Raw genomic sequence first — 14,879 nt, forward strand, 5'->3', positions numbered from 1 at the left:
CCTACTCCTTTTTGACAGGTCGTTTCCAACCATAAACGGTTTTTTGTTTTGACTCCGTTAAAGTTAATTCCCCAGGAGGAGCATTTTTACGTAGGGTACTACCAGCACCAATAGTTGCATGAGCACCTACTATTACAGGAGCAACTAATTGAGTATCTGAGCCAATAAAGGCACCATCCTCAATGATCGTTTTGTGCTTATTAACACCATCATAATTGCACGTAATAGTGCCAGCACCAACATTAACTTCCTTTCCTAACTCAACGTCACCCAAATAGCTTAAATGGCTGGCTTTTGATCCTTCACCAAATATCGCTTTTTTTGTTTCTACAAAATTACCTATCTTACAATTGGCAGCCAATAGTGTTCCCGCTCTTAAACGAGCAAAAGGACCAATCATGCAATTATTTGCTACATCACAACCTTCCAATACACTATTGGCGTAAACTTCACATCCTGCTCCTAAAGTTACATCAGTCAAAACACAATTAGATCCTACAGTACAACCATCACCAAGTACTACTTTGCCGCTAAATACACAATTGACATCTATAGTTACATCTTTACCACAAATTAATTCTCCTCGTAAGTCAAAACGATTTGCATCAACAATTGTTACTCCTTGTTGCAATAACTCCTTCGCTTTTCTTGTTTGCCAGATACGTTCTAATTCGTGTAATTGAAGTCTGTTATTGACTCCTTGAATTTCTGTATTATCTTTTGCACTTAGTGTTCTAATAGGTGTTTGACTGGCAACAGCTAAGGCAATAATTTCTGTCAAATAGTATTCGCCTTGAGCATTATTATTGCTCAATTTGGGCAGCCATTTTTCTAAATCATCTGAAATTGTACAGCAAATCCCTGAATAAATTTCTTTTATATTCTTTTCTTGCTCATTTGCATCTTTTTCTTCTACAATGATGGAAACTTCACCTTGATTGTCTCTAATAATACGCCCAAAACCACTGGGCTCTTCAAGATGAGCAACCAAGAGTGTCAAAATGGATTGATAAGAATTTGCTGGATTGCTGCATTCAATTAAAGCTCTTAAGGTACTTTCTTGGATAAGCGGCACATCAGCAGATAAAACAAGAACTTGTGTTTGTGGTGGAATAAAAGGTAAGGCTTGCATAACTGCATGCCCTGTCCCTAATTGTTCTGCTTGGTATACCCAATGCACAGGTAAGTCAGGGAGTGAGTTCTTAAGTTGTTCACCACCATGACCGTATATGACATGGATTACATCAGGATTTAGTTGCTGTGCGGTTTCCACTACCCGAACCAGCATAGGCTTCCCAGCAAGCTGGTGGAGTACTTTAGGGATATTGGAATACATTCGTTTACCCTGGCCCGCAGCTAAAATAATAATTTGTAAGTTCATGAAATTATGATTTCCTAGGTTAAAAACAATAACAGGTATGCAATGAAACAATCTACCTAAAATAAAAATAGGTAATACAGGTATGATAACTAAATTGCAGTTCAAGGAGTAGAGCGATGACCGTTTTTATTAGAGCAGCTAAAAGATTAATGCTTCAATGCCTAGACAAGTCGATGGAAGACTCTAGTGCCAAAAACCAAAGTTGGTTTGGCGGTTTTAGAAATGCCGAGCTTTCTGAGGCGCAAAAAGAGTTAACTCTTAAACTAAGAAGACAAATTGATGACTTTGTCCCCAAAGAAACTGATTTACAAAGTTTGCTTGCCTTAAAAAAAGCAATCACAGACATTGATGCAGAGGTTGAAGGAAAACGCAAAGAATATCAATATCCACGTGGAAATTTGAATACAACTTTAACTGAAATGAATTCTAATTTGGAACGATTTTATAATACCATTTCAACTTTATCCTTTAAGCTCAATGAGGGAAAGATTAATGAGGCAACTGTATCCTTTCCGCTTAATGATATACAAAACTTAAAACACCCCTTTAATATTCTTTGTGCCCATGCCGTATATTATTTTGGTGAAAATATTTTTTACCCTGCCGATGAAGGTTACATTGTTAAGGCGGTCTCTTCACTTGTTGGAGCAACTTCTACTGTCAGTGTTAGAGAACACAAAGAAGCTTGTTTGCTTGCACATCTGAAAAAATGTGAAGAACTATTAAAAGGAGTGAAAGAGGGCGATGAATTTGATGGAATGCGCCAAGAATTGGTGCTTCGAGAAGTAGATGCCATTCAACGAGAAAATGCTGAAATTTGTAGTAAAGCCCAACCCATTACGAGCGTTCCGGTAAGCCTCTCTTTTTTTGCAACAGCTAATGTGAAAGCACCCACGCTAAAACCGAGTAGAGGTCGATTAGAAGTATGCATGAAACATGTACTCGAAGAAATCGCTTCGCTTAAGAAGCCCGTTGTGTCTGAATCACTCTCGCTTTAATTACAGCAAGAAACATAGCCTGGGTAAAATCCAGGCTATGAAGTTAATTCACCGCATAGTTCTGTTTCCATCAATTGCTTTATTTTTGAAATGTCTAGTCGCTTACTTAATAAATACAATAACTTGCAATGAGCTGCCTCTGGAGTCATATCATGGCCACTAATCAATCCTGCTTTTTTTAAAGAATGTCCCGTAGCATATTGACTCATCTCCACTCCTCCTTGTTGACATTGAGTACAATTAATAATGATTACTCCACGTGCGCAAGCATCGGTAAGTTGCTTTAAAAAACGCGGATCATTATTTTGCGCATTCCCAGCCCCATAGGTCTCTAAGATTAAACCACATAAAGGCTGATTTAATATGTATGCTAAAACATCCGTAGCAAAACCCGGAAATAACCTAAAATTAGCAATAAACTGTGGTGCAATGGTTTGCAAATGAAACGATTCTTGTGGTCTTTCTAGCAAAAGGTTTTTATGTACTTTAATGTCAATTCCTATTGATGCTAAATGAGGATAATTTGGAGAGTTAAACGCTTTAAACCCTTGAGAGCTTATTTTTTGTGTTCGGTTTCCACGCAACAAATGCTGATTAAAATAAATACATACCTCAGGTATTGGCTGATGAGCACATAACCATAAAGAAGTAACGACATTATCAATAGCATCATTACGGACTTCAGATAAAGGAATCTGAGAACCAGTAAGAATTACAGGCTTTCCCAGATTCTCCAACATAAATGATAAAGCAGAGGCGGTGTAAGCCATGGTATCAGTACCATGAAAAACAACGAACCCATCAAAATGATCATAATCATCTGCTATATCTTTAGCAATTCTATTCCAATCATGCACGGTCATATTTGATGAATCGAGTAACGGCTGGTATTCCTTGATAATGTATTCAGGCATGTCTTTATGTTGAAGCAAAGGAATCTGCTGTAATGCTGAGGCCACATAACCCAAGGACGGCTCGTAACCATTTTCAGTTTTAATGCAACTAATGGTTCCACCCGTATTAAGAATTAAAATTCGCTTTCGCATATAATTGTAAATTAGAATGTTTCCCCAATTATATAACTAAAAGAGCTATTACTCACTCCAATTCTTTACTCTTATTATGATATTGCATCTGCGGCAATAAAAAAATTGGCTCACCATGAACATTAGGTGAAAAAGTTTTTATAATAAGACCCTTTTTTAAATAATAATTACAGATTTAATTGCCAAGGTCTTGTAGTTTATGAAAGAATCCCTATATTAGCGGTTTAATAGAAAATAATGACATCATGGTAATTGATCGTGCCGGATATCGGCTGAATGTAGGAATTATCCTTGTCAACTCACAGAACAGAGTTTTTTGGGGAAGAAGAAGCGGTCATGATGCTTGGCAATTTCCACAAGGGGGGTTAGCTGCTGGTGAAACATCACTAGAAGCAATGTTTAGGGAGTTGCATGAAGAGGTAGGATTAGATAAGGAAGATGTTGAGGTCATAGGCTCTACGAAACGTTGGCTTAGATACAGATTACCCAAACAATATCTACGCCATGGCAGTGAGCCCTTAGTCGTTGGACAAAAACAAAAATGGTTTTTGTTAAAGCTTATTGCCAGTGAACAAAAAGTAAAACTTGACCTCAGTGACTCTCCTGAATTTGACAGCTGGCGTTGGGTTGATTTTCATGAACCCGAAGGACAGGTTATCTTTTTTAAACGCCAAGTTTACATTCAGGCGTTAAAAGAGTTAGAGCCTTTATTAAAAATAAAAAATCGCCGTACACCTTACGGACTCAAACGAAAAAAGAGGTAGTCATAAGCAGAGATGCTCAAGGTTCTTAAGCGGATAGTTCAAGAAGTCACTGCAGCAAGGCAGCTCTCCGAAGCGCTTGGTGTTTTAGTGCAACAAATAAATAAAGCCATTAATGCAGAGGCTGCTTCCGTTTACCTTATCGATACCAAACATGCTGAATACGTACTTATCGCTACCGAAGGTTTAAACAAGCAGGCTCAGTTTCGTGTACGCATTTCATTAGATAGCGGACTTGTTGGGCTTGTTGGACGCCGTGAAGAACCAATTAACATTGAAGATGCCCCAGCTCATCCCGATTTTTATCATAATCCTTTATTAGGTGAAGAACATCTCAAAGCCTTTTTAGGTGTACCTATTATCCAGCATCGAAAACTTTATGGCGTTCTCATTGTTCAGCAAACAGAACAACGTCATTTTGATGATACTGAAGAGTCCTTTTTAATTACATTAGCTGCCCAACTTGGCGGAATTATTGCTCATGCAGAAGCAACAGGAGAACTAGCAGAGTTAACGCTACCCAAACCCATAGGAGTAACCAAAGTTGAAGTAAGCTCAGCGGCTCTGACTGGAATTGGTTCCGTGCCAGGTATTGGGATAGGTACCGCAGTAGTTGTTTATCCACAGGCAGATATCGATGCAGTACCACTTCATCCCGTTGAAACATTGGATGAAGAAATTAAAGCATTTTATGAAGCTCTTGAATCGACCAGAGAGGATATGCATCGTTTAAGTAGACGTATGAAGGCGATTGTTGCAGAAGACGAACATGCTCTTTTTGATGTCTATTTGCGGATTCTTGACAAAGACAGTTTAGGAGTTGAAGTAGAGCATGTCATACGTAAAGATAAAATTGGAGCACAAGCAGCTTTAGCTACCGTTATAAAAAAACATATCGCTCAATTTGAGAATATGGAAGACTCTTATTTACGCGAGCGCGCCAGTGATTTTCGTGATTTGGGGCGTCGTGTTTTGGCCGCATTACAATGGTCGCAACAAGAAGAGATTGTTTATCCTAAAAGGACTATTCTCGTTGGTGAAGAAGTCACCGCTGCAGCACTAGCAGAAGTACCTGAAGGTTATCTGGCTGGAGTGATATCAGCAAAAGGCTCTAATAACTCACATGTGGCTATTTTAGCTCGTGCTTTGGGTGTACCTACAGTTATGGGAGTGCGTGGTTTAAAATTAGAATTCATTTCTAAGCGCGCTATCGTTGTTGATGGATATTACGGCCAAGTTTATATTTCGCCTTCTAAATCTGTGCTTGCAGAATTCAAGCTTCTTGAGCAAGAAGAACAAGCTTTAAATCAAAGTCTCATCAGCCTACGAGATAAATCTGCAGAAACTACGGATAACTATAAAGTTTCTTTGCAAGTCAATACCGGTTTAGCAATGGATGCTGGTTTATCCATGAGTGTGGGAGCAGAGGGGGTTGGTTTATATCGTTCAGAAGTTCCTTTTATGAGTCGCGATCACTTCCCTTCGGAAGACGAACAAACCATTATTTACAGACAAACATTAAAAGCTTTTGCACCACGCCCTGTAACCATGCGGACATTAGATATTGGTGGTGATAAAGTACTCCCCTATTTCCCAGTAAAAGAAGATAATCCTTACCTAGGATGGAGAGGTATTCGAGTTACCTTAGATCACCCTGATGTTTTTCTAATACAAGTACGTGCCATGATGCGTGCCAGTGAAGAGTTGAATAATTTGCGTATCATGCTACCCATGGTCACCAATTTAAGTGAAGTTGAGGAAGCTGCTTATCTTATTGAACAAGCTTTTACTGAATTATTGGAAGAAGGTTGCGTCATTGAAAAACCTAAATTAGGGGTGATGATTGAAGTACCCGCAGCTGCTTATTTAGCACGTGAAATTGCAAAACGAGTTGATTTTATCTCTGTAGGCAGCAATGACTTGACTCAATATTTCTTAGCAGTAGATAGAAATAATGCACGCGTCGCAGGTCTTTATGACGCCATGCATCCAGCAATGTTGCGGGTTTTACTCAAAGTAGTTGAAGGTGGTCATGGGTCATGCTGCAGGAGTTGAAGTAAGTATTTGTGGCGAGATGGCCAGTGATCCATTAGCTGTCATTTTGTTAATTGCTATGGGATTTGATACTTTAAGCATGAACTCTTCCAGTTTACCAAGAGTAAAGTGGGTCATTCGTAATTTTGCTATTGCCAGTGCACGCAAAATACTTGCAGAAGTATTGGAATTTGAACATCCCGCACAAATACGTTTTCATTTGCAAAAATCCCTGGAAGAAGTAGGATTAGGCAGTCTAATCAGAGCTGGAAAGTCTTTATGAGTTGGGTGTAATCAAGTGAAACCAGGAAATGTTGTACTCACCAAATCTGGCTTCTGGATTCGTCTTCATCTAAGCGATACTCGCTGCAATTTCTTAATTAGAAATTTTTATACCAACAAATGCACACCAACGCCACGCGCTTTATGCTCAGACTCCAGATACAGATCAAGATCTATGGATCCTGCGCACAAGTCGCGGGATGTCGAGGCGAGTAAAAATCAATTTTTCGTCAGCGACTAATTATGGTAAGAATATACATATAAAAAAGGAACCTAAAATATATGCTCACTTTCCCCTATATCAATCCAGTCGCTTTTTCAATAGGACCATTACAAGTACATTGGTATGGGCTAATGTATTTGATTGGCTTCGTCAGCGCCTGGTTATTAGCCCATTGGCGCACAAAGCACTATAAATTAGATTGGACGTCAGAACAAATCAGCGATTTGATCTTTTATGCAGCTCTTGGGGTAATTATTGGTGGTCGTATAGGTTACATGCTTTTTTATGATTTCCCTACACTCGTACACGATCCCTTGTCATTATTTAAGATCTGGCAAGGTGGAATGTCTTTTCATGGCGGTTTGCTTGGCGTTGTAGTAGCACTTTGGATTTTTGCTTACCGACAAGGCAAACCATTCTGGGAAATTGGTGACTTTATTGCACCATTAGTTCCCATAGGTTTAGGAGCGGGCCGTATCGGTAATTTTATTAATGGCGAGCTTTGGGGACGAGTAACTGACATGCCTTGGGGCATGGTCTACAGCCATGTTGATAATCAGCCACGCCATCCTTCAGAGCTTTATGAATTTGGGTTGGAAGGAGTATGTTTGTTTTTACTTGTATGGATTTATGCAAACAAACCTCGCCCTATTGGCCGAGTGTCTGCTGTTTTTTTAATGGGTTATGCAGTATGTCGCATCATTGCAGAATTTTTCCGACAACCGGATCCTCAACTAGGCTTTATAGCCTTAGGATGGTTGACGATGGGGCAAATTTTATCTATTCCCATGTTGCTACTGGGAGTTTGGTTATGGTGGATTAAACGATGAAAATTTATTTGAACTTGTTAGAACATATCTTAGAAAACGGAACAAGAAAATCAGACCGAACAGGAACAGGAACCTTATCGATCTTTGGTTATCAAATGCGTTTTGATTTAAGCCAAGGATTCCCTTTATTAACTACCAAGAAGCTTCATACACGTAGTATAGTGCATGAACTACTCTGGTTTTTAAGTGGGAATACGAATATTGCCTATTTAAATGAAAACGGAGTCTCTATATGGGATGAATGGGCTGACAGCAAAGGAGACTTAGGCCCTATTTATGGTAAGCAATGGAGAAGTTGGCCAACAACTGACGGTCGAACGATTGATCAGCTTAGCGAAGTGATACACCACATTAAATCAAATCCAGATTCACGTCGCCTGCTTGTCAGTGCTTGGAATGTAGGAGAGCTGGATCAAATGGCTCTCATGCCTTGCCATGCTTTATTTCAATTTTATGTGGCCAATAACACTCTTTCTTGCCAGTTGTATCAACGTTCTGCGGATGTATTTTTGGGAGTGCCTTTTAATATCGCCTCTTACTCCTTGCTCACCCATATGGTGGCACAACAATGCAATTTACAAGTAGGTGATTTTATATGGACAGGAGGTGACTGTCATTTGTATTTGAATCATTTGGAACAAACACGCACCCAATTAGCAAGAGAACCATTACCTTTGGCCACTTTAAAGATGAAGCGCAAACCTCAGTCACTGTTTGACTATGTTTTTGATGATTTTGAATTTGTGAATTATCAATCTCATCCTGCGATTAAAGCCCCAATTGCCGTTTAAAAAATTTCTTATCTAACCTCGACTTCTAAGCCACGAAGTTGAGGTTAATGTCGCAGAGGTATTTCTTGAAAAAGCGATTGTTAGTTGCAGTAGAATTTCGGATAAAGTCACCCTAAGATACGTAGGGTCTGTTAAAAGGGAAAGGGATATTTTTAATGAATAAAAATAAAATCGCACAACTTATGATGATTTTAATAGGTTGGTTAGTCATTCTAGTGCAAGCTAACGCTTCTCTCTCCATTATACCTAATAAAAATTGTCTTAGCAGAACTCATCTGGGTGATTGCATCATACAAATGACTGCTGGCTCTAATGTGCCAGCTACTGTAACTATTTTTAATAACTCGACAAGAGTAACAGCAGCTAATATTAGAGCCATCTTACCTTCTGATTGGGCCGATGTGTCTCAAGATGTATCTAATTGCGTTACTTTACCACCTCAACATAGTTGTGTACTTAAGTTTTTTCCTGGTAGTGCTACCCATGCGCCTACGTCAATACCTATTGTTGGTACTCGAACCAATACTTCTTATGTCACCATGGAAGTTGTTGCCGCAACCTATACGATTGGAGGTTCTATCTCTGGATTAACAGCGAGTGGCTTGATTCTCCAAAATAATGGCGGTGATAATTTATTGGTACCTGCTGGCGCAACCTCTTTTCAATTTTCAACACCTGTTGCTGCAGGCGGAAACTATAATGTTACCATACAGCAACAACCAACTGGGTTGACATGTATAGTTGACAACAGTACGGGTACAAACATTATGGCTAATGTGACTAATATAAACATTATCTGTAATACAACTATGTATACAATTGGAGGTTTTGTTTCTGGATTAACTACTGAGGGCTTGGTTCTCCAAAATAATGGCGGTGATAATTTATTGGTACCTGCTGGCGCAACCTCTTTTCAATTTTCAACGCCTGTTGCAGCAGGCGGAAACTACAACGTTACCCTACAGCAACAACCAACTGGGTTGACCTGTACAGTAGACAATGGTACGGGTACAAACATTATGGCTAATGTGACTAATATAAGCATTACCTGTAATGCAACAACGTATACAATTGGAGGTTCTATTTCTGGATTAACAGCCAACGGCTTGATCCTGCAAAATAATGGCGGCGACAATTTATCGGTACCTGCTGGCGCAACCTCTTTTCAATTTCCAACACCTGTTGCAGCAGGAGGAAGCTACAATGTAACTATACAGCAACAACCGACTGGGTTAACCTGCACGGTCGATAATGCCACAGGTACCAATGTTATGGCTAATGTGACTAATATAAGCATTATCTGTAGTGTAACCACGTATACAATTGGAGGTTCCATTTCGGGATTAACAGCGGACGGCTTGGTGCTCCTAAATAATGGTGGCGACAATTTATCGGTACCTGCTGGCGCAACCTCTTTTCAATTTCCAACACCTGTTGCAGCAGGCGGAGATTACAATGTTACCGTACAACAACAACCTAGTGGCCTAAAATGTAGCGTAAGTCAGGGTTCTGGCTCAAATGTTATGGCTGACGTGACGGATATAAGTATTACGTGCGTGGTTTTATATACTTATGTATCGAATAGTGGAGCTAATACTGTATCTCTTTGCAATATCAATCAAACTACTGGCGAATTAACTTGCCCGGGGACAACAGGTAGTGGCTTTAATAATCCTCGTGCCATTCATATTAATCCAACTGGTACCTTTGCTTATATAGTGAATCAAAATAATGGGAGTATTACTCTTTGTAGTGTCAATCAGACCTCTGGAGTCTTAACTTGTATGGGGTCAACAGGAGGTTCCTTTCAAAGTCCCATTGATATTGGCATCAATCCAGCAGGTACTAGAGCTTATGTCACAAATGGTGGAAATGATACCGTATCTCATTGTATCGTTAATCAAAGTACGGGTGAATTAACTTCTTGTCATCCAACAGGGGAAGGATTTGACGGTCCTGGGGGTATTACAGTGAATCCAACAGGTACCTTTGCTTATATCGTTAATGAGTTTGGTGATAATATTTCTGTATGCAGTATCAATCAAAATACAGGTGTTTTTACCTCTTGCTCTGAGTATACGGGAGATTTTGATCATCCTAATCGCATCACGCTTAATCCTCTAGGAAATTTTGCATACGTTAGTAACAGTTTAGGTAACATTGCCACTAGCAAAGTTACTCTCTGTAGCGTTGATCAAAACACAGGTGGCTTAACCTGTTTGGGAACAACAGGTAGTGGATTTAATCAACCTTTTGGCATCACGATTAATTCCGCAAACACATTCGCTTATATAGCCAATAGTGGCAACAGCACGGTCTCGCTATGTAATATTACTCAAAGCACTGGCGCACTAAGTTGTCCAGGAACTACTGGCAGCGGATTTACTAACCCGACTGGCATCGCGATAACGGGTAATCTTTGATATTAATCGTCACGTCCCGTGGCTTAATCTCGCGGGACGTAAAGCAGCCTATTGGCAACCTATGATAAGTTCTGCTAGCTCCGTGGGTGGCATAGTAACTAAACTGTCTATAGCAGCATTTGTACTCACATTCGCAACTAAATCCATATTGATTTCATTACTCTGTACAACAGCATGGGTTTGATCCTGAGTTTGTTCTGTCTTATTTGTAGTGTCTAAACTACTATAGGCTTTCCATGGAATGGGGCCCGCAGTAAATTTTTGGTTTTTATCAAATGAACCACTAGCAAATTGTTGCGAAGGACCAAGAAGTTGATTGCCACTTTTTACCATTCCTTCAGTAACTTCAATATATGTTTTTTGCGGAATTGCTATAAGTTTGAATCGGGTTCCCTGAATAGCAAGAGCAACAACAGGTGTTTGTATGAGTCCTTTCTTTTTTCCAGTTGAATTGTATTCAATCGCACCTTTGTTTAACTTGGCTTTTAATTTTAATTCTGCCTGTGGTTTATATGCGACAGTTTCATAATTAGAGTTCTTTTGTACGGCGACAAAAGTGCCATTTTCATATTGAATATCTATTTTGGAATTCGCCTTAGTGATTATTGATTCACCTATATGGATGGGCGATCCCGGGGATAAAACTCGTTGTATGTTACCTTTTTTAGCGATTGCTGTGTTAGTGACATTCACTACTTTAGCAACAGGTTGTGCAACGACACTGATAGAATAAAAGAATATACTGATAACAATTAATTTTTTCATTTGCTTTCCTAGCAATATATTGATTAACAATAAACAACACTTACTTTTGCGTATGAACAAATACACCATTCCAGTCTTTTGGAGGTGGTTTTTGACTAAAATCGTTAATACGACTTAAAAAAATCTGGTAAAGATGCCGTTCCGGAGCTCGCGAAAGTAATTTTATGAATTGTTCTTTTGCCTTTTCCCAATCTTGGGCATAATAACAGGTCAATCCTTGCTCATATTCGTGTAACTCTGTCAAAAGCTCTGGTGGAGCGTCTTGTCTATAGCCTAAAGGCTCATAAATTTTCAATGGAATATGTCGTCCTTTCACAGTAATTTGATCCACTAAACGCCATAGAAAAGGAGTACTCTTCATTTGTGGTGACTCATTAACTAAAATGGGAATTTGATAGTATTTGGTTAAATCTTGCAATCGTGACGCCAAATTTACTGTATCACCAAGAACTGTATAAGAACGACGGAATTCGGAACCCATGTCACCTACGTCCATTAACCCAGTGGCAAGTCCCATACCAATTCTAATGTAAGGTAAATCCATTTGTAACAATTTTTTATTAATTTCTTCGAGGTTATTATTGATTGTTAACGCGGCTGAAATGGCATGGTAGCAATGTTCGTTATCTTGTAAAGGAGCCCCCCAAAAAGCCATAATCATATCACCTACATATTTATCGATTGTACCTTTATGATTAAAAATAATATCCGTAATTGGTGTAAAAAATTCATTTAATAGCCTCTTAATCTCTTTGGCCTCTAAATCTTCACTTAAGGTAGTAAAATCACGAATATCGGCAAAAAAGACCGTCATTTCACGGGTTTCTCCTTCAATACTGTAATTTTCAGAAAAGTCGGTAAGCCTCTTTACATAAGAAGGAGGAACATATTGTCCGAACAATTCTTTTATTTTATTTTTTTGTCGTTTTTCAAGAATGAAATCGTAAGAAAAATTAATAATTGCTAATAAGGTAGTTAACAAAAAAATTACAGCTGGCGCAATAAAGATATGCTGATAATTAAATAATAAAAAGGAAACACCAGAAATTACCGTAAGAGAAAAGAAATAAAAAAGAAGCAATAGAATAGGACTACAGAAAGGAAATAAAATTACTAAAATACCTCCTAATGCACTAATAGTCAGTATCCCCTTAAGGGTATTCCAATTAAATTCGACCAATACTTCTTGCGTCAAGATGGCAGTAATTATATTTGCATTTACTTCAGCACCTGGAAATGTTTGAGACAAAGGAGTTTGGTGGAGATCCGCTAAAAGAACCATTGTAGATCCGACAACTGCAATTGATCCGGCAAGAGCATTACGAGGTAGTTTATTTTGTATCACATCACTTGCTGAATAGTAATCAATAGTACCTGGTAATCCCCAAAATGGAATAAGTATTTGTCCTTTATGATTCGTAGGTATAAAAATATCTTTAATTACAATTCCATCTAAAAGCTCTTGGCCATGCCTAACATGCGTCATCAATTTTACGTGATCAGTTGATAGATAGTGCATTACTGCTGTGAGCGCAATGTTTGCATACAATTTATTGGCATAATTTCCTAATAGGCTTCCATGTCTAATAACACCATCGAGATCTGGAATATTGGAAACGAAACCTGCATGAGGAGATGCTTGTAAGAATAAGGGTAAAATCCCGTTATATCCCAAAAACTTAGGTACGATGTAATTTGTTGCATCAATAGGTTTCCCATTTTGATGAAGCAGCGGCCGTGGTAAAGAACCTTTTTTTACTTCGGCATCATAATGTAATAAATACCCAAGGACAGCATTGTTATTCGATAAAGTAGAAGCGAAGTTTTGATCATTATCTACATAAGGTTCTATCTCACTCAACAAGTGCATCACTTGCTGTTGCGTTTCTTTTTGTGCGAAAGGTAATTGAGCTATTTTTTCTTTTAGACTCTGTGCATAATTTTTTTCAATATCAGAAAACACAATATCAAAAGCAATAATCTTGACGCCAAGAATTTTTAGATTGTTTAATAGGATGGCCATTTTATCGCGTGGCCAAGGCCATCGTCCCTCTCGTTGGACAGAATAATCGTCAATATCAATAATCACTACTCGAGGGAACTCTTTTTTCTTATGCAAACTTAACTTAGATAAATAATCGTAGATAAGACCATTGATTCGCCCCAAAAAAGAGAGCTGCTCACCTTGTAAAAAAAGAATGAACATTAGGCATAAAACTCCTAAGCCGAATTGTATGGTTCTTGTTCTAATTGCTTTAATCAAAAAAAGCCCCTTAATCCATAGCAATCTTTAATGAGACTATGGAGAGATTGCTATGATAAACATTCGCTCGTTGTACATATTGTTGTTCCAAACGTAGGGTAACTTTTTTTAATGCAAAATTAATTCCTGCGCCAACTTGGAATCCATTTTGGTTTAAATTAAATTCAGGTGAGGTACTTACTAAAGTACCTGTTATTAACGGACGACTATTTGAAAACTGGACCACCTGAATTAAGCCACCATTAATAAAAGGTTGTAAGGTTCGATTAAGCTTGTAGCCTATTTCTGCGTTTTCAAAGAGATAAGATGATTTATTGGTTAGTGGTGCTATGGTATTTGATACTAAATTAGGACGAAAAAAATAAGTAAATCCATTTTGTTTGATTTCATTGTGCAAAACACTGAAAGCACCTGTAAATAAAAAATTACGAAAAATAGTGCTATATAAAGCACTTAAGCTTACAAACCAGTTATTACTATGATTATTAGCTGAAGCTACTTGTTGATTAGGCGTATGAGGCGCCATTAATGTGAGGTAATTAAGCTTATTTTGTCCATAACCACCATAAAAATCGACAAACAAATGACGTTTAATCGATTTTGTTATATGGCCAAAAAGCGAATTATTATGGATTGATTGACTTGTTTGAATAAGTGGGGTAGGAGCAATAAGCACACTAGACCCCAAACTCATGTCTGCCCTATAAATAAATAAACCGCCAGTAAGCCCTTTCATTATTTGCAGGTTATTTGCGCCTAATACATACAAATTTGAATGGCCTTGAAAACTATTATAATTGGCAAACTTAACTGATTTAAATGTGAAATCGCGATAACTATAAATACCTTGAAGATTAAATAGAATAGTTCTATTAATTCCCGTTGTCTTCTTTTCTTTATTTAATGAGGGATCGGCAAAACTTAAAATGAGATAAAACGAACAGAATAAACTAAGTACAATCCTTTGTTTTTTCATGGCATCCTCAAAGCAACAATCTAGAGTCAATTATGCATCGGACGTGCACCATTTATAGTTACATCTATATGAACGAGAAGCAATAATGGTTTTTTAATTTTTTATC

At 38.2% G+C, this 14,879-nt stretch carries 10 protein-coding genes and 1 pseudogene; 6 read left to right on the plus strand and 5 right to left on the minus strand.

Annotated elements, in window-relative coordinates; genetic code table 11:
* Position 1 precedes the first annotated feature (1 nt).
* Positions 2 to 1,381, minus strand: coding sequence for a bifunctional UDP-N-acetylglucosamine diphosphorylase/glucosamine-1-phosphate N-acetyltransferase GlmU (gene glmU, locus Lgra_RS05385; protein ID WP_058498251.1), 1,380 nt, complete (start codon positions 1,379 to 1,381; stop codon positions 2 to 4).
* 116 nt (positions 1,382 to 1,497) lie between these two features.
* On the opposite strand from glmU, the gene Lgra_RS05390 reads away from it, so the two are divergent.
* Positions 1,498 to 2,379: a hypothetical protein gene (locus Lgra_RS05390; RefSeq protein ID WP_058498252.1), complete on the plus strand. Its 882-nt coding sequence runs from the start codon at positions 1,498 to 1,500 to the stop codon at positions 2,377 to 2,379.
* A gap of 35 nt (positions 2,380 to 2,414) precedes the next feature.
* Here Lgra_RS05390 and ansA read toward each other — a convergent pair whose 3' ends face one another.
* Positions 2,415 to 3,425 carry an asparaginase gene (gene ansA / locus Lgra_RS05395; RefSeq protein WP_058498253.1) on the minus strand — a complete coding sequence of 337 codons (1,011 nt, stop codon included), beginning with the start codon at positions 3,423 to 3,425 and terminating at the stop codon, positions 2,415 to 2,417.
* 245 nt (positions 3,426 to 3,670) lie between these two features.
* Here ansA and Lgra_RS05400 point away from each other — a divergent pair, with 245 nt between their 5' ends.
* The 5 genes and pseudogenes from Lgra_RS05400 (at position 3,671) to Lgra_RS05420 (ending at position 10,769) form a co-directional block, all read left to right on the plus strand.
* A complete protein-coding gene (locus tag Lgra_RS05400; RefSeq protein ID WP_058498254.1) occupies positions 3,671 to 4,189 on the plus strand; it encodes an RNA pyrophosphohydrolase in 519 nt (172 codons plus the stop codon).
* Positions 4,190 to 4,201: 12 nt separating this feature from the next.
* Positions 4,202 to 6,503 (plus strand): annotated as a pseudogene (gene ptsP / locus Lgra_RS05405) (phosphoenolpyruvate--protein phosphotransferase).
* A 281-nt stretch (positions 6,504 to 6,784) separates the two neighbouring features.
* Positions 6,785 to 7,555, plus strand: coding sequence for a prolipoprotein diacylglyceryl transferase (gene lgt, locus Lgra_RS05410; RefSeq protein ID WP_058498255.1), 771 nt, complete (start codon positions 6,785 to 6,787; stop codon positions 7,553 to 7,555).
* Positions 7,552 to 8,346: a thymidylate synthase gene (gene thyA / locus Lgra_RS05415; RefSeq protein ID WP_058498256.1), complete on the plus strand. Its 795-nt coding sequence runs from the start codon at positions 7,552 to 7,554 to the stop codon at positions 8,344 to 8,346. The genes lgt and thyA overlap by 4 nt, the downstream gene beginning before the upstream one ends.
* A gap of 155 nt (positions 8,347 to 8,501) precedes the next feature.
* Positions 8,502 to 10,769, plus strand: coding sequence for a beta-propeller fold lactonase family protein (locus Lgra_RS05420; RefSeq protein WP_058498257.1), 2,268 nt, complete (start codon positions 8,502 to 8,504; stop codon positions 10,767 to 10,769).
* Positions 10,770 to 10,817: 48 nt separating this feature from the next.
* Here Lgra_RS05420 and Lgra_RS05425 read toward each other — a convergent pair whose 3' ends face one another.
* The 3 genes from Lgra_RS05425 to Lgra_RS05435 all read right to left on the minus strand — a co-directional run bounded on the left by Lgra_RS05425 (position 10,818) and on the right by Lgra_RS05435 (position 14,773).
* On the minus strand, positions 10,818 to 11,534 hold the full coding sequence (locus Lgra_RS05425; protein WP_058498258.1) for a FecR domain-containing protein: 717 nt from the start codon (positions 11,532 to 11,534) through the stop codon (positions 10,818 to 10,820).
* A gap of 40 nt (positions 11,535 to 11,574) precedes the next feature.
* Positions 11,575 to 13,740 carry a CHASE2 domain-containing protein gene (locus Lgra_RS05430; protein ID WP_238584368.1) on the minus strand — a complete coding sequence of 722 codons (2,166 nt, stop codon included), beginning with the start codon at positions 13,738 to 13,740 and terminating at the stop codon, positions 11,575 to 11,577.
* 67 nt (positions 13,741 to 13,807) lie between these two features.
* Entirely contained in the window at positions 13,808 to 14,773 is a 966-nt protein-coding gene (locus Lgra_RS05435) for an autotransporter outer membrane beta-barrel domain-containing protein (RefSeq protein ID WP_058498259.1), read from the minus strand.
* Positions 14,774 to 14,879: the final 106 nt, after the last annotated feature.

It is taken from the genome of Legionella gratiana (genome assembly GCF_001467695.1).
Classification (GTDB): Bacteria; Pseudomonadota; Gammaproteobacteria; order Legionellales; family Legionellaceae; genus Legionella; species Legionella gratiana.